Below are 21,321 nucleotides of genomic sequence, written 5' to 3' on the forward strand. Positions count from 1 at the left end.
GGAGGTGGTCCGCGAAGTGGCGGACACCGCCGCCCTGCTGCGCGAGGGGCGCGTCGTCGAATCGGGCCCGGTCGACCGGCTCGTGGCCGACCCGCACTCCGCGCTCGGCAACGCGCTGCTCCCCGACCGGCCGGTCTCCCCGAACCGGCAGGGCCTCGGCACCTGGCGGCTCACCTACCAAGGGCAGTCGGTGCCCACGGACTGGCTGACGCGGCTCGGCGCGGACCACGGACTCGACGTCCATGTGCTGTCCGCGACGGTGGAGGAGATCGCCGGGCGGGCGGCGGGCCGCGCGACCGTCGCGGTCGGCCACGACCGGGCGGACGAGCTGACATCCGCCCTGGCGGGCTGGGGCATCCACGCCGAACCGGTGCCCCCGGAGCGGATCCCACCGGCCGATGAACCGGCGCGCTCCGCGCCGGTGCGCGAGGCGGTCACGGAGGCGGTCGCATGAGCACCGAACTCGACCAGCTCTGGCCCCTGCTCTTTCCCGCGATCGGCCAGACGCTCCAGATGGTCGTGGCCGTCATGCTCATCGTCGTCGCCGTGGGCACCCCGGTGGGCGTGGTGCTCCACAACTCCTCGCCCGGCGCGCTGTTTCCGCACCGGGCCCTGCGGGCCTCGCTCAGCTGGGTGGTCAACCTGGGCCGTTCGCTGCCGTTCCTGATCCTGATGGCCGCGATCATTCCGTTCACCCGGTACGTGGCGGGCACGACCATCGGGGTGTCCGCCGCGATCGTCCCGATGTCGCTCGCGGGCATCCCCTACTTCGCGCGGCTGGTGGAAACGGCCCTGCGCGAGGTGCCCCGCGAAGCCACCGAAGCGGGGCGGGCCGCGGGTGGCTCACGGCTTCAGGTGATCGTGTCCGTGCAGCTGGCGGAGGCGCTGCCCGCACTCGCGGGAAGTCTGACGATCGCGATCGTCGGCATGCTGGAGTTCTCCGCCATCGCCGGGACCATCGGGGCCGGTGGCATCGGCTACCTGGCCATCAGCTACGGCTACGAGCGCTTCGACACCACGGTCATGGCCGCCACGATCGTCACCCTCATCGTCATGGTGCAGCTGATCCAGTTCACCGGTGACCGCGTCGTGCGCCGGCTGGCCCACTGAGCGCCCGCAGAGGCCCCTCCCCCGAACCTCCTCATCCCACCCGGGAACACCCATGCCTTTCGTCCATGACCACGGCTTCGAACTGAAGTCCAGAGTGCCCCGCCGCATCGCCGTCACGGCCGCGATCAGTGCCGTCGCCCTCGCCGTCGGCTCGCTCGTCGCCGCGCGGGTGGGCGGCGAGGACCACCCGCCCCTGGGAAAGACCCTGAAGGTCGGCTACAACCAGGGCAGCATCCCGCAGAGCGCCATCGTGAAGTACCTCGCCGCCAAGGTCGACCGGGACCACGGCATCACGGTCAAGCCGTATCCCGTCAACGACGCCAACCAGGTCAACGGCTCGACCGCGGACGGCAAGCTGGCCGCGAACATCACCCAGCACGCCGAGTGGCTCAAGGTCATCGTGGCCAACGAGGGCTACCAGGCGAAGGCCGTGCAGCCCATCTTCACCCAGGCGTTCGCCCTGTACTCGCAGAAGTACGGCAGTGTGAAGGACCTCCCGCACGGCGCGCGGATCACCCTCCCCAACGACCCGGCGAACCAGACCCAGGCGCTGCTGACCCTCCAGAAAGTGGGGCTGATCAAGCTCAAGGAGGACGTGGACCCGCTCACCGCGCAGCTGGACGACATCGCCGGGAACCCCCACGGCTTCCGCTGGCACGAGGTGTCCCTGGACGCCATCTCCCGTTCCCTCCCCGACGTCGACGCCGCCATCAACTACGCCTACAAGTTCCGCGTCGCCAAGATCCCGATCAAGCAGCGCATCCTGCTGCCCCGGGCCGACAAGCGCTTCGCCATCCAGCTCGTCGTCGGCACCGCCTATGCCGACGACCCCGCCATCACCCGGCTCAAGGCCGCGTTCGCCGACCCCAGGGTGGCCCGCTTCATCAAGAACAAGCTGGATGTGGAGACCCAGCCCGCCAGGATCCCCGCCGACCAGCGACAGCGAGCCGCCCCATGACCCTCCCGCCGGGCAGGCGACACCTGCACCTCAACGTCAACATCTTCCAGTCCGGGATCTTCGCCGGTGCGTGGCGGGCCCCCGACGGCGACCCGCACGCCGCCTTCTCCCTCGACCACTACATCACCACCGCCCGCATCGCCGAGGCCGCGAAGCTCGACGCCGTCTTCCTCGCGGACACCCCCGTGCTCACCCCCGATGTGGCCCACCGCCCCGAATACGCCCTGGAACCCACCGTCATCCTGGCCGGGATCGCGGCGCACACCAGCCGCATCGGCCTCATCGCCACCGCGTCCACCAGCTACAACGAGCCGTACAACATCGCCCGCCGGTTCGCCGCCCTGGACCATCTCAGCCGGGGCCGCGCCGGGTTCAACGCGGTGACCACGGCCGGTCCCGCCGCCGCCCGCAACTTCGGTCTCGACCAGGCGCCCGCCCACCGCGACCGCTACCGGCGCGCCGCCGAGTTCGTCGAGACCGTCGGCGAGCTGTGGGACAGCTGGGACGACGACGCCCTCATCGGGGACGCCGCGCGAGGCGTGTTCGCCGACCCGGCCCGTATCCACGCCATCGACCACCGGGGCGAGTTCTTCCGCGTACGGGGGCCGCTGAACACCCCGCGCTCGCCGCAGGGCCGTCCCGTCCTCGTCCAGGCGGGCGGATCGCCCGACGGCATCGAACTCGCCGCCGCGCACGCCGAGGCCGTCTTCAGCGCAGCGCAGACCCTGGACGAGGGCACGGCGTACTACCGGGCCATCAAGTCCCGCGCCGCCGCGCTCGGCCGCGACCCCAAGGGATCGTCGTGCTGCCCGGGCTGTCGACGGTCGTCGCCGCCACCCCGCGACGAGGCGCTGGAGCGGCTGAACAGGCTCCAGGACCTCATCCCGCTCCGCTACGGCCTCGACCGGCTCGCCGCCCTCCTCGGCATCGACGCCGACGCCCTCGACCCGGACGCGGAACTGCCGTGGGACCTCATCGGTGACGCCGAAGACGTCCAGGGGCTCCAGACCTTCTTCACCGTCACCACCGGCCTCGCCCGGCGCGAGCGGCTCACCGCCCGGCAGCTGATCCGGCGGCTCGGCGGCGGACTCGGCCACCGCGTGGTCGCCGGCAGCCCGGCCGACATCGCCGACACCATCGAGGAGTGGTTCACCGCGGGCGCGGCCGACGGCTTCAACCTGATGCCCGACGTGCTCCCGAGCGGACTCGCCGCCTTCGCCGAGCACGTGGTCCCGGAGCTGCGCCGCCGGGGGCTGTTCCGTGACGACTACGCGGGCGCCACGCTCCGCGACCACTTCGGCCTGGCCCGGCCACCGGTGGCCCGCCACGCACCCGACACGGCGGAGGTTCTGGCCCGATGACACGCCAACTCAGTCTGCTGGTGAACATCACCGGCGTCGGCGCCCACCCCGGAGCCTGGACCCTGCCCGGTCCGGCCCCGGACGCCTACGTCGACCCCGAACACCATCTGCGGGTGGCCCGCACCGCCGAGCGCGGCGCCCTCGACGGGGTGTTCCTCGCCGACATCCCCGCCCTCCACGGCGACATCGGCCAGGGCCCCGGGCAGGCCCTGGAACCGTCGATGCTGCTGACCTACCTCGCCGCCGCCACCGAGCGCGTCGGGGTCGTCTTCACCGGGTCCACCACCTTCAACGAGCCCTACAACCTGGCCCGCCGGGTGCTCTCGATCGACCACGCCTCGCGGGGGCGCGCCGGATGGAACGCGGTCGCCACCTTCTTCCCCGGGGCGGCGCGGAACTTCGGCCTCGACACCGTCCTCGACCCCGATACCCGCTACCGCAGGGCGGAGGAGTTCATCGGCCTGGTGCACCGGCTGTGGGACTCCTGGGAGGACGGCGCGCTCATCGCGGACACCGACGGCGCGCGCTTCGCCGACCCCGGCCGGATCCACTCCGCCGACCACACCGGTGAGTTCTTCGACGTCGCCGGGCCGCTCAATGTGCCGCGCTCCCCGCAGGGCCGCCCCGTGCAGCTCCAGGCCGGGGCCTCGCCGCAGGGCGTGGCGCTCGCGGGACGGTTCGCCGAGGCGGTCTACACCCCGCTGCTCGACGAGGAGGCGGCCCGCGGCTACCGCGCGCGGCTCGCCGAGCAGGCGCACCGGTACGGACGCGACGTGTCCGGCATCCGGCTGCTGCCCGGCCTCACCCCGGTGATCGGCAGCACCGAGGCCGAGGCCCGCGCCCGCTTCGCCGCGCTCGAGACGGGCGTACGCGCGGACGCGCGGCAGATCCGCCGGGTGGCCCGTACGCTGGGCCTCGATCCCGCGGCCACCGACCCCGAGGCACCGCTGACCGAGGCCCAGTTGTCCGGGCCGCCACCGGACCGGCTGCCCACCGGCTTCTTCCGCACCCACGTCGAGATCGCCCGCCGGGAGGGGCTGTCTTTGGCCGGGCTCGCCGCACGCACCATCGGCGGCCACCGGTCGGTCATCGGCACCCCCGAACACGTCGCCGACGACATCACCGGCTGGTGGTCGGCCGGTCTGGTGGACGGCTTCACCCTGCTGCCCGACGCGCTGCCCGACGGCCTGGACACCTTCGTCGACCACGTCGTGCCGATCCTGCGGCGGCGCGGCGTCTTCCGCCACGGCTACACGGGCGCGACCCTCCGCGACCACTTGGGGCTCCCCGTACCGGCACCGTCCTACGAAGAGAAAGGGGCCACGGCCCGATGAACACCACCACGGCCCCACGGACCGTCACCGTACGGGACGTCCTCGACCGCGTCGCCGGGCTGACCGGATCCCTCGCCGTCGACACCGCGCGCCGCGAGGCCGAGCGGGAGCTGCCGTACGGGTCCATGGACGCGGTGCGGGCGAGCGCCATCGGATGCCTGCGGGTCCCGGCGGCGTACGGGGGCCCGGGGGCGAGCCTCGTCGACGTGTTCCAGACCGTTGTCGACCTGGCGGAAGCGGACTCCAATGTGGCGCAGGCGCTCCGGCCCCACTTCGGCTTCCTGGAGAAGCTCATCAGCGACGGCGGGGAGGCGGACCGCGAGCGGTGGTTCACCGCGGCGCTGGCGGGCGAACTCTTCGGCAACGCCACCGGGGAGACCGCGGCCAAGCACCCCGGCGACATCCACGCCGCCCTGGTGCCCGACGGGGATCATTACCGGCTCAGCGGCACGAAGTACTACAGCACCGGCAGCCTGTTCGCCGACTGGGTGGTCGTCGCCGCGAAGAACCACCTCGACCAGCGGGTCCGCGTAGTGCTCCCCCGTGACCGCCCCGGGCTGCGGCTGCTCGACGACTGGGACGGCATGGGCCAGCGCATGACGGCGAGCGGCACCACGGAGCTGGAGGATGTGGTGGTGTACCCGCGGGAGGTCATCGTGGACGAGGCCGTGGGGGTGCGCCGGACCCACCTCGGCGCGTACCACCAGCTCTACCTGGCCGCCGTGGAGACCGGCATCGCCAAGAACGCGGTGCGCGACGCGATCGGCTATGCCCGTGACCGCGCCCGCGCGGTCCGGCACAGCGGCGTCGACCAGGCGGTGCAGGATCCGTTCGTACAGCACACCGTGGGCGAGATGGCGGCGCTCGGGTACGGGGCGGAGGCCACCGTGCTGCGCGCCGCGGCCGCCATCGACCGCGCCCTCGCGGGACCCCGGGGCGAGGACGGTGTCGCGGGCGACGAACCGGCGCTCGCCGACGCGGCCACCGAGGTGGCGCAGGCGCAGGTGGTCGCCGCCCAGGCGGCCCTGCGGGCGGCGGAACGACTGTACGACGTGGGCGGGGCCTCGGCCACCCGGCGCGAGTTCAACTTCGACCGCCACTGGCGCAATGCCCGCACCCTGGTCAGCCACAATCCGATCGCCCACAAGGCCCGCGTGGTGGGCGACTACCTCCTCAACGCCGAGCCACCGCCGCTGACGGGGTTCTTTTAACCGGAGCACCGGTAGCCGATGACACGCAGCCGTCACACGCCAAGGGAAATGCGGGGCCGCCCCCGTGGGTTCGCACAGACATGACCGTAGGAGTAGCACTCACCGCGGCAGACGCGGACAACCAGATCGACGCCAGTGTGAGCCTCGCCAGGGAGGCCGCGGCCGCCGGGCTGCGGTCCGCCTGGTTCGGGCAGACCTTCGGCGCCGACTCGCCCCAGCTCGCGGCCCTCGTCGGGCGCGAGGTACCGGACCTGCACGTGGGCACGTCCGCGATCCCGGTCTTCGGACGTCACCCGTTGCTCGTGTCCAGCCAGGCCCAGACCGCGCAGGCGGCCACCCACGGCCGGTACCACCTCGGTCTGGCGCTCGGGACCAAGCTCCTGACCGAGGCGGGCTTCGGCCTCCCCTTCGAACGGCCCATCACCCGTCTGCGTGAATTCCTCACCGCGCTGCGGCAGTTGACCGAGACCGGCGCCGCCGACTTCCACGGCGAACTGCTCACCGCGACCACCCCGCTCCCCGCCCGCGTCCCCGGTGCCGGGAGCGGCGTACCGCTGCTCGTCGCCGCGATGGGCCCGCAGGCGCTGCGGGCCAGCGGGGAGCTGGCGGACGGCATCCTGCCCTACCTCGCCGGGCCTCGCGCCCTGGCCGAGCACATCGTCCCCGCCGTCACCGCGGCGGCGGAGGCCGCCGGTCGTCCCGCGCCCCGCATCGTGGCGCTGGTGCACGGCGTGGTCACGGACGATGCCGACTCCGTGCGCGAGACGGTGGGCGAACAGCTCGCGTTCTACGAGCAGATCCCCTCCTACGCACGGGTCATCGGGCTCTCCGGCGGCACCCGGGCCGTCGATGTGTCCGTGATCGGTGACGAGAAGACGGTCGCCGCCGAGGTGCGGCGCTACCGGGACGCCGGGGCGACGGAGGTGGTGTTCACGGGGACGGAGGCCGCCGGTGACGCAGCCCGGCACCGCACCTGGGCGCTCCTGGGCGAACTGGCCCGCTGACTCCACTCCCCACGACTCCGCTCCCCCACAACTCCCCAAGAGTAAGGAAGACACCGAAGAGATGACCACGTACCGCACCCTCGGCCGCACCGGCGTGAAGGTCAGCCCCCTGACGCTCGGCGCGATGAACTTCGGCGCCTGGGCCAACGATGACCACGACGAGGCCATCAAGATCATCCATCAGGCCCTCGACTCGGGCATCAACGTCATCGACACCGCCGACGTCTACTCCCAGGGCGAGAACGAGGAGATCGTCGGCAAGGCGCTGGCGGGCGGCCGCCGCGACGATGTGTTCCTCGCGACCAAGTTCCACGGCCAGATCGGCGACAACCCCAACCACCAGGGCAATTCACGCCGCTGGATCCACCAGGCCGTCGAGAACAGCTTGCGCCGCCTGGGCACCGACCACATCGACCTCTACCAGGCCCACCGCCCCGACCCCACGACAGACCTCGACGAGACCATCGGCGCGCTCGACGACCTCGTACGGCAGGGCAAGATCCGCTACTTCGGCACCACGACCTTCGAGCCCCACCAGATCGTGGAGGGGCAGTGGACCGCCGAACGGCTGCGCCGTCAGCGCCCCGTCACCGAACAACCCCCGTACTCCATCCTGGCCCGGGCCGCCGAGCGGGCGGTGCTGCCCGTCGCCGAGCGGTACGGGCTGGGTGTCCTGCCGTGGAGCCCGCTGGCCGGTGGCTGGCTGTCCGGCCGCTACCGCAAGGGGGACACGGCACACGCCGTGTCCAGCCGCCTGGAGCGCCAGCCGCACCGGCACGATCCGGAGCTGGCGGCCAACCAGCGCAAGCGCGAGGCGGCGGAGCAGCTCGCGGAGCTGGCCGACGAGGCGGGTCTTTCGCTGATCCACCTGTCGCTGGCCTTCGTGCTGGAGCACCCGGCGGTGTCGACGGTGATCATCGGCCCGCGCACCCAGGAGCACCTGACGAGCCAGCTCGGCGCCGTCGACGTCCGCCTCTCGCGGGACGTGCTCGACCGGATCGACGAGATCGTGCCGCCCGGCATCACGATCAGCCCGGCCGACGAGGGCTACCAGCCCCCGTCGCTCACCGACCCGGCCACCCGCCGCCGCTCGGCCGCGCGCGCCTGACCCGTATCCCGCGAGCCGCTTCGCCGCCTGATCGTGGCGGCGCGGCGCGCTCGCCGGGCAGCGCCCCGAGGGGGACGAGCCGAATATTGGCCTTCCCTTAACGCCCCGCTGGAGTGACGCTGGCTTCGCCCTGAACCAGGGGCGACTACGGTGGTCTGCGGCCCCGCCCGCACGGAGGAAATATGCCACCCGATTCCGGCTCGTCCCCTTTACCGGACGACCACTTGGCCGCCGAGACCCGCGTCGGGCCAGGTGAGGAGGGGAACGACGCGCCAAGCCTCCGGGACCGCTGGGGGGACCGCAAGACCACGGTCCTCACCGCGGCCGGTACCGCTCTGGTCCTCGCCGGATGCGCCCTCGCCATGTCGACGATCATCGACTCGGCCTCCGTCTCCTTCGGCAGCAGGCAGCCCGCGGGAGGACAGGTCTCGCTCACCGCCCCTCCAAGCCAGGAGGACGAGTCCACTCCGTCGTCCGCTCCCTCAGCCACCTCCTCTTCCGCCCCCGAGGAGACTCCCCCGGCCGACTCCACCGCCCCTCCACCGTCGGCCGGCAGCGGTCCGGCGAGCCCCTCTCCGAGCGACGACGACGATGAACACGAAGACCGCTATGACGACGACGAGGATGACGAGGACGACGACGGGTAAGACCGTCTCCGCGCTCACCGTTCTGGCTGACGAAACGCCAGCTCGGCAGCGCTGGAGACACCTTGACACCCTTTGGCCCGGGTCTCTACGGTCGGCGCTCATGCCCTCCTCCCCCGCTTCGCCCCAGTCCGGCGGCACCCCTTCCGAGGACCACGACACCGCGCCTCGCAAGGACGACTTCCACCCCGATCTGCCCGACCATCCCGACGGCGGCAGCTCGCTGCCGCTCCGCGCGCGGCTGCACCACATCCGCGCCGACGCCCTCGACGGCGACACCGCCCAGTCCGGCGGGATGCGGCGGTTCGCCGCGATCAGCGGGCGCAGCGTCGGCTCGGAGCGCATCTGGATGGGCCAGACGCATGTCGCCCCCGACACCGCGTCCTCCAACCACCACCACGGGGCCTCCGAGACGGCGATCCACGTGGTGAAGGGGCATCCGGAGTTCGTCTTCCTCGACGACTCCGGGGGCACGCCCGAGGAGGTCCGCATCCGCACCTCGCCCGGCGACTACATCTTCGTGCCGCCGTACGTCCCGCACCGCGAGGAGAACCCCAGCCCGGACGACGAGGCCGTCGTGGTGATCGCCCGCAGCACCCAGGAGGCCATCGTCGTCAACCTGCCGGAGCTGTACGTGCTCGACACCACGCAGCCCGAGACCGCCCCCGACGGCGGCTGACACCGCCCGTTGTGGTTCATCTGCGCCGCCATTCCTCGGCCAGCAGTTCATAGGAACGCACCCGGTCGGCGTGGCGGTGGGTGATGGTGGTGATGAGCAACTCGTCGGCGCCGGTGGCTTCCTGGAGCCGTTCGAGGTCATCGGCGACGCGCCCGGGCGAGCCGACGAACTGGGTGTCCACCCGGTCCGCGACCAGCGCCCGGTCCGCGTCGCTCCAGGAATGGGCGCGGGCCTCCTCGGGGGCGGGAAACGGGATGGCGCCCTCGGCGGTGCGGATGCTGCGCACCCATACGCCGTAACCGGTGGCGAGTTCGCGGGCGGCCGCGTCGTCCTCGGCGACGACGACATCGGCGGAGACGCTGACGTACGGCTTGTCGAGCACATCGGACGGCTGGAACGCGGCGCGGTACCCCTCGGCCGCCTCCAGGACGGTGGCCGGGCTGACGTGGTAATTGGCGGCGAAGGGCAGTCCGTGGCGCCCCGCGACCCGGGCGCTCTGTCCGCCACTGCTGCCGAGGATCCACACCTGTACGTCGGCGCCTTCACCGGGCACCACATGTGCTTCGACACCCTCCGCGGACCGGAACTCGCCCCGCAGCAGGGCGAGGATGTCGTCGATCTGCTCGCCGTAGTCCTGTGCCCGGGCGTCCGGCTGCTGGAGCAGTTGCCGCTGGAGCGCGATCCGGGGCGAACCGAGCAGCCGGTCGGGGGAGAACTTCGGGGGGATCCGCAGGCCGTTGGGGGCGCGGCCGTCGACGACGCCGGTCGTGGCCCGCGGGGACTCGGGGTGCTTGGTGGGCCCTGCGCCCGAGCGGCCGAGGCCCAGGTCGAGCCGTCCGGGATGGAGGGCGTCGACCAGGCCGAACTCCTCGACGGTGGACAGCGCGGTGCGGTGACCGAGCTGTACGGCGCCCGAGCCGAGGCGGATGGTGGAGGTGGCGGACGCGGTCAGGGCCAGCAGAACGGCCGGTGAGGTCCCGGCCACGCCCGGGTTGAGGTGGTGTTCGGCGAACCAGTAGCGCGCGTAGCCGAACCGCTCGGTCTGCCGCGCGAGGTCGATGCTGTGGCGCAGCGCCTCGGGGGCGCTGGAGCCGGAGGAGACGGGGACGAGGTCGAGGACCCCGAGGGGGATGCCGGTCACGGTCGCAGTCCTCCTTGAGTCCCGGCGTGCGGGGCGGCGGGCTCGGGCGCGGTACGGGGTGTGGGCCCGGCGAGGACCGGACCCCAGGGAAACGGCGGATCGGGGATCTCCCGGCGCAGCACGGGTGCGATGTCGGACTGGAAGAGCGTGAGTGAGGCGCGGTGCTGGGCGTCGGTGAGCCCGTCCGCGTCCGCGTGCAGATGCAGCACGGTGTGTCCGAACCGCTCGTGGTAACGGTGCACCTTCTCGATCACCTGCTGCGGGCTGCCGATCAGCGCGGAGCTGCGCTCGACGAAGTCCTCCAGGGTCGGGAACACCGGCTCGACGCCCAACTGCATCTGGAACGCCAGACGGCCCTCGAACACCGGCCGGTAGGCGTTGATGGCGTCCTGGGAGCGGCGCGCGGCGTAGTATCCGGCGGTGCCCGCGCCGACCACGATCCGGGCGGGGTCGTGTCCGTGGTGGACCCACCGCTCCCGGTAGTAGCGGATGAGTTCGGCGTACGGCTCGATCGGATTGGTGACGTTGGCCGAGAACAGCGGGTCGCCGTAGCGCGCGGCGAGGTCGACGGACTCCCGGCTCGTCGCGCTGCCGTGCCAGACCCGGATGGGCCGCTGGAGGGGCCTCGGCCACACCTCGGCCTCGGTCAGCGCGGGGCGGAAGCGCGGCGAGGAGGTCACCTTGTCCTCGCGCCAGAGCCTGCGGAACAGCTCGTAGCTCTCGGCGTTGCGCTCCCACTGGTCCTCGGGGGTGACGTGGAACAGCTCGCGCTGGGCGGTGCCGTTGCCCTTTCCGATGATCAGGTCCAGGCGGCCCCCGGTCAGATGGTCCAGGGTCGCGTAGTCCTCGTAGGCGCGCACCGGGTCGAGCAGGCTGAGGGTGGTGACGGCCGTGAACAGCCGGATGCGGGAGGTGAGCGCGGCGATGTGGCTGAGCACGACCGGCGGGGAGGAGGAGATGAAGGGCCGCTCGTGCCGTTCGCCGACGCCGAAGCCGTCGAACCCCAGCTCCTCGGCCAGGAGAGCGTTGTCGAGCACCTCGTGTAACCGCTGCTGGGTCGGCTTCTGGACGCCGGTCACCGGATCCGGGGCGTGCACGATCAGGGTGATGGCCAGGAACTTCATGAGGCCACCCGGCGGGTGACCGGCGCGGCGGCGGGCTCCGCGAGGCCGAGGTGGTCGCGCAGGGTGGTGCCCGTGTAGTCGTGCCGGAACACGCCGCGTTCCTGGAGCAGGGGTACGACGGTGTCGGCGAACGCGTCGAGGCCGCCGGGGGTGAGGTGCGGGACCAGGATGAAGCCGTCGGCGGCGTCCGCCTGGACGAGCGCGTCGATGGTGTCGGCGACCGTGGCCGGGGAGCCGACGAACGACTGCCGTCCGGTGGTCTCGATGACCAGCTCGCGGATCGACAGCTTCTCCGCGGCGGCGCGCTCGCGCCACTCCCGGGCGATGGCGAGCGGGTCCCGGTGGCTGCGCACGCTGGCCCTGCCCCGGGCGACGGTGTTCTCGCCGGGGGCGGGATCGATTTCGGGGAGCGGGCCGTCGGGGTCGTAGCCGGAGAGGTCGCGGTTCCAGACGTGTTCCAGGTACCTGAGCGCGGTCTGTCCGCTGACCTGTTGCCGCCGCACCTCATGGGCCAGTTCCTGTGCCTCGGCGTCGGTGTCGGCGAGCACGAAGGTCGCCGCCGGCAGAATCAGCAGCTGGTCGGGGGTGCGGCCATGGCGCGCCAGGCGGCCCTTGACGTCGGCGTAGAACTCCCGGCCGGGCTCGAGGGTGCTGTACCGGCTGAAGATCGCGTCCGCGCTCGACGCGGCGAATTCGCGCCCCTCCTCGGAGTCGCCCGCCTGGAAGATCACCGGGCGTCCCTGTGGGCTGCGCGGCACATTGAACTGTCCGGCGATGTCGAAGTGCTGTCCCTCGTGGACGAACGCACCGGCGCGCGCGTCCTTGAGGAAGACACCGGACTCCTGATCGGCGACGATCTCGTCGGCGCCCCAGGAGTCGAACAGCTCGGTGGCGGTGTCCAGGAACTCCTTGGCCCGGGAATACCGCTCGTCCTGCGGGAGGAAGCCGCCGCGGCGGAAGTTCTCGCCGGTGAAGGCGTCCCACGAGGTGACGACGTTCCACGCGGAGCGGCCGCCCGACAGATGGTCGAGGCTGGCGAACTGGCGCGCCACCTCGTACGGCTCGTTGAAGGTGGAGTTGATGGTGCCGGTCAGGCCGAGCCGGTCCGTGACGGCGGCGAGCGCGGTGAGGACGGTGAAGGTGTCGGGGCGGCCCACCACGTCCAAGTCGTAGATTTTTCCGCCCTGTTCGCGCAGACGCAGTCCCTCGGCGAGGAACAGGAAGTCGAACTTGGCGCGTTCGGCGGTGCGCGCGAAGTGTGCGAACGAGGCGAACTCGATGTGACTGCCCGCTTCCGGGTCGCTCCATACGGTGGTGTTGTTGACGCCGGGGAAGTGGGCCGCGAGATGGATCTGCTTGAGCGGTTTGCTCATGGTCGGGGTGATCCCTCCGGCTCGGACGGGGCATAGCGGTTGGCGGGGCGCGGCAGGCCCAGCAGCCCGCGCAGGGTGCCGGACTCGTACGCCGTACGGAACGCACCGCGGCGCTGGAGCTCGGGCACCAGACCCCGGGTGATGGCCTCGAGATCGTGGCCGATCGCCCCCGGGCGCAGCCGGAAGCCGGACAGCCCGGCCCGCTGCCACTCCAGGAGCAGGTCCGCGAGTTGTCCGGGCGTGCCCGTGAACACCTTCGCGTCGCTGGTGTACGGACGGCCCGCGAGGGTGTCCAGCCGCTCCTTGCGGCTCGCCGCAGCGCCGGGGGCGTCGTCCAGGAACACCACCAGGTCACCGAAGATGTGCAGCGGTTCTTCCGCGCGTCCCGCGGTGGCCTGTGCGGCGCGGATGTCGGTCACGAGGGCGCGGGCCTGGCCGGTGTCGTGCGGGGTGACGTACCCGATGTCGGTGGAGCGGCCCACCAGCTGGAACGGCACGCCCGGGTGTGCCAGCGCGCTGACGACGGGCTGCCCCTGGGGTGGCCTGGGGGTGATCGAGGGGCCCTTGACGTTGAAGTGCTGCCCCTCGAAGTCGATGTAATGGAGCTTGTCGCGGTCGACGAAGCGGCCGGTGGCGACGTCCCGGATCTCCGCGTCGTCCTCCCAGCTGTCCCACAGGCGGCGCACCACCTCGACGTAGTCGGCGGCCTCCGCGAACAGCTCGGCGGTCAGCTCGTGGGCCGCCGGGGTGTCCAGGTCGTCGAGGCCGAGCCGCGGGATCGTGCGGCGCCCGAAGTGCCGCGCCTCGTGGCTCCGCCTCGACACCCGGATGCGCAGCCCGGCGCGACCGGTGCTGACGTAGTCCAGGGTGGCGATCGCCTTGGAGAGGTGGAACGGCTCGGTGTGGGTGGCGACCACGGTCGGCACCAGCCCGATGTGCCGGGTCAGCGGCGCGACCCGGGCCGCGATGAGGACCGCGTCCAGTCGCCCGCGCACCTGGTCGGTCCGTTCGTCGGGCTGCGTACGGTGCGAGGACTGGAGCGAGAGTCCGTCCTCCAGGGTCACGAAGTCGAGCAGGCCGCGTTCGGCCTCGGTGACCACATCGGTCCAGTACCCGGCGGTGAGCAGGTCCCGGGGCCGGGCCCCCGGCTCGCGCCATGCGGCCGGGTGCCAGCCCGCGCCGTCGAGTGCGACGGCGAGATGGAGTGGCGAGGGGTGGCCCTCGTGGCTGCCCGTCATGAGGTCTGCTCGGGCGGGTTGATCCGCGAGGTCTTGATCGCGGATGGCTTGGTGCCCCACTTGTCGAGGATGCGGGCGTAGGTCCCGTCCTTGATCAGCTCGTTGACGGCGGCCTGGAAGGCCCGGGTGAGCCGTGAGCCCTTCTTGAAGGCGAAGCCCACGTCGAGCCGGTGGTACTCACCGAGGAAGGTGGTCTGCGCGGCCTTCTGGGCCGCCTGGTAGCGGAGGCCGTTGATGGTGGACATCTCCACGTCGATCCGGCCCTGCTGGAGCGCGGTGAGGATCGCCCCGTTCTCCGAGTAGACCTTCACCTCGTACGGCTTCTTGCCCGCCTTGGCGCACACCTTCTTCTGGGCTTCGAGGGTCGCCTCGAAGGTGGTGCCCGCGCCGGTGCCGATGGTCAGGCCGCACAGCCGGGTGAGGTCGGTGACCTTGCCGCCGAGGGCGGTGTTGCCCTTCTTCACCGCGAAGCCCTGGCCGTCGTTGATGTAGGTGGCGAAGTCGACGGTCTTCAGCCGCTCGGCGGTGACGCCGAAGTTGCCGGTCCCGACGTCGAACTTGCCGCTGCCGAGGGCGGGCAGGATCGTCTCGAACGAGGCGTCCTGACGCTTCAGCGTGACGCCGAGGACCTTGGCCACCGCGTTCGCGAGGTCGATGTCCTGGCCCGCCGGCTTCCCGCCCGTCCCCTGCGGGTAGTACGCGTTCGGCGGTCCCCCGACCGAGCTGCCGATCCGCAGCGTGCCCGACTTCCTGACATCGGCGGGCAGCAGGGCGGCGACGGAGCCGACCTTCTTCACCGAGGCGACCGGGTTCTCGGTCGGCGCTGGCGACGCGGCGCCCGCCGCCGCGGTCCCGCCGCTGCCGCCGGAGCCGCAGCCCGCCAGCGTCAGCGCGAGCACGGTTGCGGCAACGGCCGGACGGAGGCGCAGTCTCGCGCGGGTGTGGTTCACGGGGTGTGGGCCTTTCGGATACGGACGTCGGTGCGGGTGCCACGGTCGGTGGCGAGGTGTTTCTCGAACGGGAGCGGGCCGATGGTCTCCGGGTCGGCCTCGGTGTCGAACAGCGGTGTGTAGCCGGTGGCCAGGTACAGCCCGCGGGCCTCGGGCTGGCGCGGCCCGGTGGTCAGGTAGACGCGCCGGTAGCCGTGGTTCCCCGCCTCGCGCTCCAGTTCGGCCACGACCCGGCGGGCGAGGCCGCGGCGGCGGTGTGCGGAGTGGGTCCAGATCCTCTTCAGCTCGGCCGTGGTCGCGTCGTACCGGCGGAAGGCGCCGCCCGCGACCGGCTCCCCGTGTTCCAGCAGCAGGAGCAGCACGCCGCCGTGTGCGGGGGTGAACTCCTCGTCGGGGTACCGGGCGAGTTCGGCGTGTGCGTCCTTGCCGTAACGGGTGGAGTACTCGTTGCCCAGTTCACGCAACAGCGGCGCCACGCGCGGGTCGCCGACCTCGGCGGGGACGACGGTCAGCCCGGTGGACGACGCTTGCGTGACTGCGGTCATGCGCGCACCGCCGCGAGGGCCTGTGGGCCGCGCGCCGCGCGCTCGGCGTCGCGCTTGGCGACCTCCTCGCGCACGATCGGGATCACGTGCCGTCCGAAGTCGATCGCGTCGCCCAGCAGGTCGTAGCCCCGGGCCGAGAGGATGTCGACGCCCAGGTCGTAGTAGTCCAGCAGCGCCTGCGCCACCGTCTCGGGGGCGCCGACCAGGGCGTTGGAGTTGCCCGCGCCACCGGTGGCGGCCGCGGTCGGGGTCCACAGCGCGCGGTCGTAGCGCTCCCCCTGCTCCGCGATGGCGATCAGCCGCTGGGAACCGGTGTTCTCGGGGGCGCCGTTGCGGTGGTGCCGTACGAGCCCCTGCTCACGCCGCGCGCGGATCGCGCCGACCGTGCGGTGGGCCTTCTCCCAGGCCAGCTCCTCGGTGGGAGCGATGATCGGCCGGAAGGCCGCCTGGATGCGCGGGACATCGGCGCGGCCCGCCGCCCGCGCGGCCGCCTTCACCGCCTCGATCTGTTCCGCGGTCTTCTCCAGGGGCTCACCCCACAGGCAGTAGATGTCGGCCTCCGCTCCCCCGGCCGCGTAGGCCGCCGGGGAGGAGCCGCCGAAGGAGACCCCGGGCCCGGGCTGCTGTACGGGGTGGACATCGCTGACGAAGTCGTGGAAGCGGTAGTAGTCCCCCTCGTGGTCGAAGGGCTCGCGGGTCGCCCAGATCTTCTTCACGATCCGGATGTACTCGCGGGTGCGCTCGTAGCGCTGGTCCTTGGTGAGGGTGTCGCCCTCCCGGCCCTGCTCGTGGTCGTTGCCGCCGGTGATGAAGTGCACCGTCAGCCGTCCGTCGCTGATCTGGTCGAGGGTGGCGAACGTCTTGGCGGCGTACGTGGGGTACGAGACGTTGGGCCGGTGGGCGAGCAGGATCTGGAGGCGCTCCAGCCTGCTCGCGATGTACGCGGCGGCCGGCGCCGGGTCCGGCGACCCGGAACCGTAGGCGAAGAGCACCCGGTCCCAGCCGTGATCCTCGTGCGCCCGGGCGAGCCGGAGCGTGTACTCCTTGTCGAAGGCCGCGCCGGAGCGCGGGGTGGTCTCGGAGCCGTCATGGGTGGCGGCGATGCCGAGGAATTCCACGGGCATGCGAAGGGCCTTTCGGAAAAGGGCGGAGGAGTCCCACGGACGGGGCGGGGTGCCGCTGGCCCAGCCGGCATTTGACGGTGGATCAGCGTGGTGCGGAGCGCGGGTGGCACAGGCGTGATGAGGCCGGAGGGGTGCGAAGGCAGCGCGTGTCCGGGTTCGCAGGACCGTTCGTACCCGGGCGGCGCCCGTGTGCTGCGGTCGTGCGAGGAGAGAGCTCGGCCCGCGACGGGGTCACCGAGGGAGGGAAGGGCCGGTCAGACAGCCCGCTGCCGAGTCAGGCGCAACACATCGCGGACCACACACGACCGAAGTCGATGTGGTCGCGGGAGACCAAGCGCAGCTGGACAGTCATGGAACTAATTGAGCAGTACAAACGGCGTCGCGTCAACCAGTGCTCGGATGACGGACCGGCGCCGGCCGACCCTCTGCCGCATTGACAGTGGCACGCAGTCGGCACATACCATCACCCCCTGGACCGGCTCCGCCCTCGCGGCAGCCTCTCCGGCCGCGTTGAGGGACGCGGCGAGCGTGATGAACCGCCCCGCCCCGGGCCGCACCGTGCCACCGGGGTGCTCACACCCACGCCCGCGATCCTTCCCCGGAGAAGCCTGAAGATGGCCACGCCTTCCGATGTCACCGCCCCCGACGCCGTGTCCGTATCCGTATCCGCGCGCAAGCGGCCGGAAGGCGCGGCCCCGGACCCCGGCGATTCCGGCGATCTGCCGCCGATCGTGCCGCGTCGGCACCTCGGCCGGTGGTTCGCCGCGGCCGTCGCGCTGCTGGTGTTCGCCATGGTGGTGAACTCCGTCGTCCGCAACCCCGCCTTCCAATGGGCCGTGGTGGGGAGCTACTTCACCACCAGCGCCGTGCTGGGCGGGCTGTTGCTGACCCTGTGGCTGACCGCGGTGGTCATGGTGCTCGGCTTTCTGCTCGGCACCCTCGTGGCCGTGATGCGGCTGTCCGCCAACCCGGTGCTGGCTACGCTGAGTTGGGGCTATGTGTGGATCTTCCGCTCCACGCCGCTGCTGGTCCAGCTGCTGTTCTGGTTCAACATCGGCGCCCTCTACCCGACGCTCGGTATCGGGGTCCCCTTCGGTCCCGAGTTCATCACCGTCAAGACCGTCAACCTGTTCGGGCCCGCCCTCACCGCCGTCATCGGCCTCACCCTGCACGAGGCCGCGTACGCCGCCGAGGTGGTACGCGGTGGCATCCTCTCCGTGGACTCCGGCCAGACCCAGGCGGCCCAGGCGCTCGGCCTGGGGCGGTGGCGCACGCTGCGCCGGATCGTCGTGCCCCAGGCGATGCGCTCCATCGTGCCGACGGCCGGGAACATGCTGATCGGCACCCTGAAGGGCACCAGCATCGTCAGCGTCCTGGCCGTGCACGACCTGCTGTACTCGGTGCAGCTGGTCTACAACCAGACGTACCAGGTCATCCCCCTGCTGATGGTCGCCACCCTCTGGTACATCGCCGTCACCACGGTGCTGAGCGCGGGGCAGTTCTACGTCGAGCGGCACTACGCGCGCGGGGCCGCCCGCACCCTGCCGCCCACTCCTGTGCAGCGCCTCCGCGCACAGCTGGCCGCCCTGCGCGCCCGGCTGCGGTGAGCGGCGCGCGGGGCGGCCCGTGAAGCGGTATCAGTTGGGCTCGGCGGGGGTCCTGAGCCGTGTGTGCGCCGCCCAGTCCAGGATCTGCACCGCGGCTCCGGCGGCCTCCAGGCCCCGGCAGTGCGCATGGTGCCGACGGGCGATGCCGTCGAGGTCGAGGTGGGGGCCGAACGCCGGGTGGGCGGCCAGTCTGCGTGCGTAGGCCCATACGTGCGGATGATCGGTGATGCGGTGCACCGCCGAGGCGTCCAGATGGTGCCGGTGCACGGTGTCGAGCCACACCAGGGTCACCCACACCTGCACATCGGCGGCGGTCAGTTCGTCGCCGAGGACATGGGCCCGGGTCGCGAGCCGCCGCTCCAGCGCGTCCAGCGCGGAGAACACGGTCTCGAGCGCGGAGTCGCGTGCCACGTCGTCTGTGCCCGGCTGTCCGGCGCGCTGGGCGGCGTCGTCGATGTCGTGTTCGCAGAGGCGTGCGACCGTCTCCATCTCCCCCCTCCGTGCCGCACGGGTGGAGCACGGGGCGGTCGGGGCTCGCAGCGCCGAAGCGGTGGTCCAGGTCGCGCAGGATGTCGGGGGTGTGGGTGCTGACGATCCGGCCCGACCAGTCGTCGCTGAGCACCGGCGCCGCGGTCGGCCCGGTGTAGCGGTGCGCGCTGGCCTCGTACATCAGGCTCAGGGCCGAGTGCCCGCCGTCCGGTCCGTCGGGCACGGCGGGCAACAGCGTCACCGGGAGGGTGTCACCGAGGCCGAGCAGGCTGTGGGTGATGGCGATCCGCAGACAATGGCGGCACGACAGCGACAGATGGAGGCGGTAGCGGCGCGGCACGGCGTAGTGTCCACTGCGCGCGTCCCGGCCGATCCTGCCCCGGAACGATGCGGCGGACAACGAGGACGGCGCGGCTTTCCCAGGTGTAACGGACACGTATCTCCCCAGGTCGGGTTCTTCGCTGGTGGTGAGACGTACGGTGAGCGGCCGGCGGTGGACGGCGTGCGGTGAACGCACGGCGGCGTTCGTCCGCATCGCCGCATGACGACGCTGTCAGATATCCCCGGAGGCCGATCGGCTCAGGTGAGAGGACTTGCGGCGCTGCACACGCGCAGCAGGTCGATGTGACGGCGGGAGGTCAGAAGGGGCGATGGCCGATGCGTGCGGACCGCTCGGTCGGCGGCCGCCTGCCCTGGCCTCATCATTCCCCACCTATCCGCTAGGAATCCCTCACGAGGAGTGTCGAGTGCCTCACGCATTCCGTCAAGAGGTGTCCCACGTCCTGGTGACGAACCTACGGATTGGTCCACGCCTCGGGGTCCTCAGCAAGGTCCAGGACTCCTTCCGGCAGCTCGGCCGCGGCGACCTCGGCGAGGGTGACCTCCCCGAGGATCTTGCGGACATTGGCCCGCACGGCGATCCACAGCGGCAGCAGCGACTCCGCCGGGCCGCGGTACGACAGCTCGGGCGGGCGTACGCCCCGTACGGACACCAGGGGTCCGTCGACCACGCGGATCACATCGGCGATCGTGATCTCGTCGGCGGGGCGGGCCAGCCGGTAGCCACCCTTCCCGCCGCGCTGGCTGACCACCAGGCCGCCCCGGCGCAGATCGCCGAGGATCCCTTCGAGGAACTTGTGCGGAACGCCCTGCGACGCGGCGATCACCTCAGCCTTGAGAGAGGTATCGTCCGCCGCCACCGCCAGCTCCAGGGCCGCCCGCACCGCATAGTCCGCCTTCGCAGAGATCCGCATGCGGTGATTATCCGCCACCGGGAGCCGCGGCGATCAGAAGGGCAGGGCGAACGGAGGGTGCTCGCCGTGGAGGAAGTAGTCCCCCACCTCCTGGAGCCGGGGGGCGACCGGGACGCAGAGGGTGTGGGTGCGCACATTGCGCCAGAACCGGTCGAATCCGTACGCCGAGGCGGCGGAGCGGGCGCCGAGGACGTCCAGCGCGCGGGCCGTGACGTCCTGCGCGGCACCGGCGGCAGCCGCCTCGGCCGCCGCCGCCAGCATGGTGATCTCGGCGCATTCGTCGTCGGTGAGGTCCTCGCCGCGCGCCAGCCCGCAGTCCAGCGCTTCCAGCGCCTGGTCGGCGAGGGCGGACGCGGAGAACGTGGCGACGGTCAGCTCCCCGTAGGTCGTCAGCACGTACGGATTACGGGGCGAACCGTACGACGACCCGTCCAGCCGCCAGGGCACGTCCGCGGCCCGGGTGTACTCGCGGGCTTCGGCGAGCACCCCCTGGGCCATCCCGAGACAGATCTGGGCCGAGACCAGCCGCCCCGTCGGCGCGGACAGTCCGGCGAAGGGCGACATGGTGCCGTCGTCCGAGGACAGCGGGCCGAGCACGGCGTCGCTCTCGACCGCCACCGCGTCGAATTCCACGCTCCCGCCGGCCGCCAGCCGCTGGCCGAAGGTGTCCCCGCCGTCACCCCCGGCCACCACGCCGGGCTGCCGGGCGTCGACGAGCACGGCCAGCGGCTCCCCCGTCTCAGAGTGGTCGGCGCGCACCGCGAGCCGGTCGGCGACCAGGACGCCGGTGGCGTACCCCTGGCGTCCGTTCAGCACATAGCCGCCCGGCACCGGGGTGAGCGTCAGACGCGGCTCCACGGAGGCCAGCCCGCCGCCCCAGCACCACTGTCCGGCCGCGGACTCCCGCTCGACGCGGGCGGCGAGGCCGGGTCCGCCGAAGAACCGCGCACTGGAGGACAGCAGGTAGTGACAGCCGAGAACTTGGCCGATCGCCCCGTCGGCCGCCGGGGATCGTCCGGATGACGGCGTGAGCCGTGGGGCCAGTCCGCGCCGCCGCCCCCGCTTTTC

General features: G+C 72.1%; 19 protein-coding genes and 2 pseudogenes. 11 read left to right on the top strand and 10 right to left on the bottom strand.

The features are described 5' to 3' along the window. The 10 genes from SSOG_RS53065 to SSOG_RS01275 form a co-directional block, all read left to right on the top strand. A partial coding sequence (locus SSOG_RS53065; RefSeq protein WP_281048053.1) for an NIL domain-containing protein occupies positions 1–454 on the top strand: 454 nt, incomplete at its 5' end. Continuing rightward, positions 451–1,110: a methionine ABC transporter permease gene (locus tag SSOG_RS01235; protein ID WP_009712366.1), complete on the top strand. Its 660-nt coding sequence runs from the start codon at positions 451–453 to the stop codon at positions 1,108–1,110. The genes SSOG_RS53065 and SSOG_RS01235, both read left to right, overlap by 4 nt. Before the next feature lie 52 nt (positions 1,111–1,162). Next, on the top strand, positions 1,163–2,068 hold the full coding sequence (locus tag SSOG_RS01240; protein ID WP_050799718.1) for a MetQ/NlpA family ABC transporter substrate-binding protein: 906 nt from the start codon (positions 1,163–1,165) through the stop codon (positions 2,066–2,068). Continuing rightward, entirely contained in the window at positions 2,065–3,429 is a 1,365-nt protein-coding gene (locus tag SSOG_RS01245; RefSeq protein WP_009712368.1) for an LLM class flavin-dependent oxidoreductase, read from the top strand. Before SSOG_RS01240 ends, SSOG_RS01245 begins: the two co-directional genes overlap by 4 nt. Next, positions 3,426–4,763 carry an NtaA/DmoA family FMN-dependent monooxygenase gene (locus tag SSOG_RS01250; RefSeq protein WP_009712369.1) on the top strand — a complete coding sequence of 446 codons (1,338 nt, stop codon included), beginning with the start codon at positions 3,426–3,428 and terminating at the stop codon, positions 4,761–4,763. The genes SSOG_RS01245 and SSOG_RS01250 overlap by 4 nt, the downstream gene beginning before the upstream one ends. Next, a complete protein-coding gene (locus SSOG_RS01255) occupies positions 4,760–5,974 on the top strand; it encodes an acyl-CoA dehydrogenase family protein (protein ID WP_009712370.1) in 1,215 nt (404 codons plus the stop codon). The genes SSOG_RS01250 and SSOG_RS01255 overlap by 4 nt, the downstream gene beginning before the upstream one ends. An 80-nt stretch (positions 5,975–6,054) precedes the next feature. After that, the gene (locus tag SSOG_RS01260; protein ID WP_009712371.1) at positions 6,055–6,978 is read left to right on the top strand and encodes an LLM class F420-dependent oxidoreductase; all 924 of its coding nucleotides are present in this window, start codon (positions 6,055–6,057) and stop codon (positions 6,976–6,978) included. Between the two features lie 61 nt (positions 6,979–7,039). After that, complete coding sequence (locus SSOG_RS01265) at positions 7,040–8,086, top strand: aldo/keto reductase (protein WP_009712372.1); 1,047 nt, start codon at positions 7,040–7,042, stop codon at positions 8,084–8,086. Between the two features lie 224 nt (positions 8,087–8,310). Continuing rightward, entirely contained in the window at positions 8,311–8,733 is a 423-nt protein-coding gene (locus SSOG_RS01270; protein ID WP_039936267.1) for a hypothetical protein, read from the top strand. 100 nt (positions 8,734–8,833) lie between these two features. Then, positions 8,834–9,409, top strand: coding sequence for a cupin domain-containing protein (locus SSOG_RS01275; protein WP_050799719.1), 576 nt, complete (start codon positions 8,834–8,836; stop codon positions 9,407–9,409). A gap of 16 nt (positions 9,410–9,425) precedes the next feature. On the opposite strand, the gene SSOG_RS01280 is transcribed toward SSOG_RS01275, so the two are convergent. From SSOG_RS01280 to SSOG_RS01310, 7 genes are read right to left on the bottom strand one after another with little or no spacing between them, the layout of a single operon-like run. Then, the gene (locus SSOG_RS01280; RefSeq protein WP_009712375.1) at positions 9,426–10,550 is read right to left on the bottom strand and encodes an MsnO8 family LLM class oxidoreductase; all 1,125 of its coding nucleotides are present in this window, start codon (positions 10,548–10,550) and stop codon (positions 9,426–9,428) included. Then, a complete protein-coding gene (locus SSOG_RS01285; RefSeq protein WP_009712376.1) occupies positions 10,547–11,674 on the bottom strand; it encodes an LLM class flavin-dependent oxidoreductase in 1,128 nt (375 codons plus the stop codon). The genes SSOG_RS01280 and SSOG_RS01285 overlap by 4 nt, the downstream gene beginning before the upstream one ends. Next, entirely contained in the window at positions 11,671–13,047 is a 1,377-nt protein-coding gene (locus tag SSOG_RS01290; protein ID WP_009712377.1) for an NtaA/DmoA family FMN-dependent monooxygenase, read from the bottom strand. Before SSOG_RS01290 ends, SSOG_RS01285 begins: the two co-directional genes overlap by 4 nt. After that, positions 13,044–14,285, bottom strand: coding sequence for an LLM class flavin-dependent oxidoreductase (locus SSOG_RS01295; RefSeq protein WP_009712378.1), 1,242 nt, complete (start codon positions 14,283–14,285; stop codon positions 13,044–13,046). The genes SSOG_RS01290 and SSOG_RS01295 overlap by 4 nt, the downstream gene beginning before the upstream one ends. Next, positions 14,282–15,235, bottom strand: a complete 954-nt coding sequence (locus SSOG_RS01300; RefSeq protein WP_009712379.1) for an ABC transporter substrate-binding protein — start codon at positions 15,233–15,235, stop codon at positions 14,282–14,284. Before SSOG_RS01300 ends, SSOG_RS01295 begins: the two co-directional genes overlap by 4 nt. Continuing rightward, on the bottom strand, positions 15,232–15,780 hold the full coding sequence (locus SSOG_RS01305) for a GNAT family N-acetyltransferase (RefSeq protein ID WP_009712380.1): 549 nt from the start codon (positions 15,778–15,780) through the stop codon (positions 15,232–15,234). The genes SSOG_RS01300 and SSOG_RS01305 overlap by 4 nt, the downstream gene beginning before the upstream one ends. Beyond that, positions 15,777–16,904: an LLM class flavin-dependent oxidoreductase gene (locus SSOG_RS01310; protein WP_039936268.1), complete on the bottom strand. Its 1,128-nt coding sequence runs from the start codon at positions 16,902–16,904 to the stop codon at positions 15,777–15,779. Before SSOG_RS01310 ends, SSOG_RS01305 begins: the two co-directional genes overlap by 4 nt. Before the next feature lie 614 nt (positions 16,905–17,518). On the opposite strand from SSOG_RS01310, the gene SSOG_RS01320 reads away from it, so the two are divergent. Beyond that, positions 17,519–18,511, top strand: coding sequence for an amino acid ABC transporter permease (locus SSOG_RS01320; protein WP_009712382.1), 993 nt, complete (start codon positions 17,519–17,521; stop codon positions 18,509–18,511). A 30-nt stretch (positions 18,512–18,541) separates the two neighbouring features. Here SSOG_RS01320 and SSOG_RS01325 read toward each other — a convergent pair. The 3 genes and pseudogenes from SSOG_RS01325 to SSOG_RS01335 form a co-directional block, all read right to left on the bottom strand. Then, positions 18,542–19,436: pseudogene (locus tag SSOG_RS01325) on the bottom strand (glutathione S-transferase C-terminal domain-containing protein). 358 nt (positions 19,437–19,794) lie between these two features. Then, on the bottom strand, positions 19,795–20,253 hold the full coding sequence (locus SSOG_RS01330; RefSeq protein ID WP_009712384.1) for an RrF2 family transcriptional regulator: 459 nt from the start codon (positions 20,251–20,253) through the stop codon (positions 19,795–19,797). Positions 20,254–20,286: 33 nt separating this feature from the next. After that, positions 20,287–21,321, bottom strand: a pseudogene (locus SSOG_RS01335) (acyl-CoA dehydrogenase family protein); the annotation flags it as partial.

This window comes from Streptomyces himastatinicus ATCC 53653 (assembly GCF_000158915.1).
Taxonomy (GTDB): Bacteria; Actinomycetota; Actinomycetes; order Streptomycetales; family Streptomycetaceae; genus Streptomyces; species Streptomyces himastatinicus.

Bases quoted from the DNA above. Each gene is read 5' to 3' on its own strand.
- SSOG_RS01310 (WP_039936268.1), bottom strand. From the start codon at position 16,904: ATGCCCGTGGAATTCCTCGGCATCGCCGCCACCCATGACGGCTCCGAG.
- SSOG_RS01295 (WP_009712378.1), bottom strand. From the start codon at position 14,285: ATGACGGGCAGCCACGAGGGCCACCCCTCGCCACTCCATCTCGCCGTC.
- SSOG_RS01235 (WP_009712366.1), top strand. From the start codon at position 451: ATGAGCACCGAACTCGACCAGCTCTGGCCCCTGCTCTTTCCCGCGATC.
- SSOG_RS01240 (WP_050799718.1), top strand. From the start codon at position 1,163: ATGCCTTTCGTCCATGACCACGGCTTCGAACTGAAGTCCAGAGTGCCC.
- SSOG_RS01320 (WP_009712382.1), top strand. From the start codon at position 17,519: ATGGCCACGCCTTCCGATGTCACCGCCCCCGACGCCGTGTCCGTATCC.
- SSOG_RS01265 (WP_009712372.1), top strand. From the start codon at position 7,040: ATGACCACGTACCGCACCCTCGGCCGCACCGGCGTGAAGGTCAGCCCC.
- SSOG_RS01285 (WP_009712376.1), bottom strand. From the start codon at position 11,674: ATGAAGTTCCTGGCCATCACCCTGATCGTGCACGCCCCGGATCCGGTG.
- SSOG_RS01260 (WP_009712371.1), top strand. From the start codon at position 6,055: ATGACCGTAGGAGTAGCACTCACCGCGGCAGACGCGGACAACCAGATC.
- SSOG_RS01275 (WP_050799719.1), top strand. From the start codon at position 8,834: ATGCCCTCCTCCCCCGCTTCGCCCCAGTCCGGCGGCACCCCTTCCGAG.
- SSOG_RS01305 (WP_009712380.1), bottom strand. From the start codon at position 15,780: ATGACCGCAGTCACGCAAGCGTCGTCCACCGGGCTGACCGTCGTCCCC.
- SSOG_RS01290 (WP_009712377.1), bottom strand. From the start codon at position 13,047: ATGAGCAAACCGCTCAAGCAGATCCATCTCGCGGCCCACTTCCCCGGC.
- SSOG_RS01255 (WP_009712370.1), top strand. From the start codon at position 4,760: ATGAACACCACCACGGCCCCACGGACCGTCACCGTACGGGACGTCCTC.
- SSOG_RS01250 (WP_009712369.1), top strand. From the start codon at position 3,426: ATGACACGCCAACTCAGTCTGCTGGTGAACATCACCGGCGTCGGCGCC.
- SSOG_RS01330 (WP_009712384.1), bottom strand. From the start codon at position 20,253: ATGCGGATCTCTGCGAAGGCGGACTATGCGGTGCGGGCGGCCCTGGAG.
- SSOG_RS01245 (WP_009712368.1), top strand. From the start codon at position 2,065: ATGACCCTCCCGCCGGGCAGGCGACACCTGCACCTCAACGTCAACATC.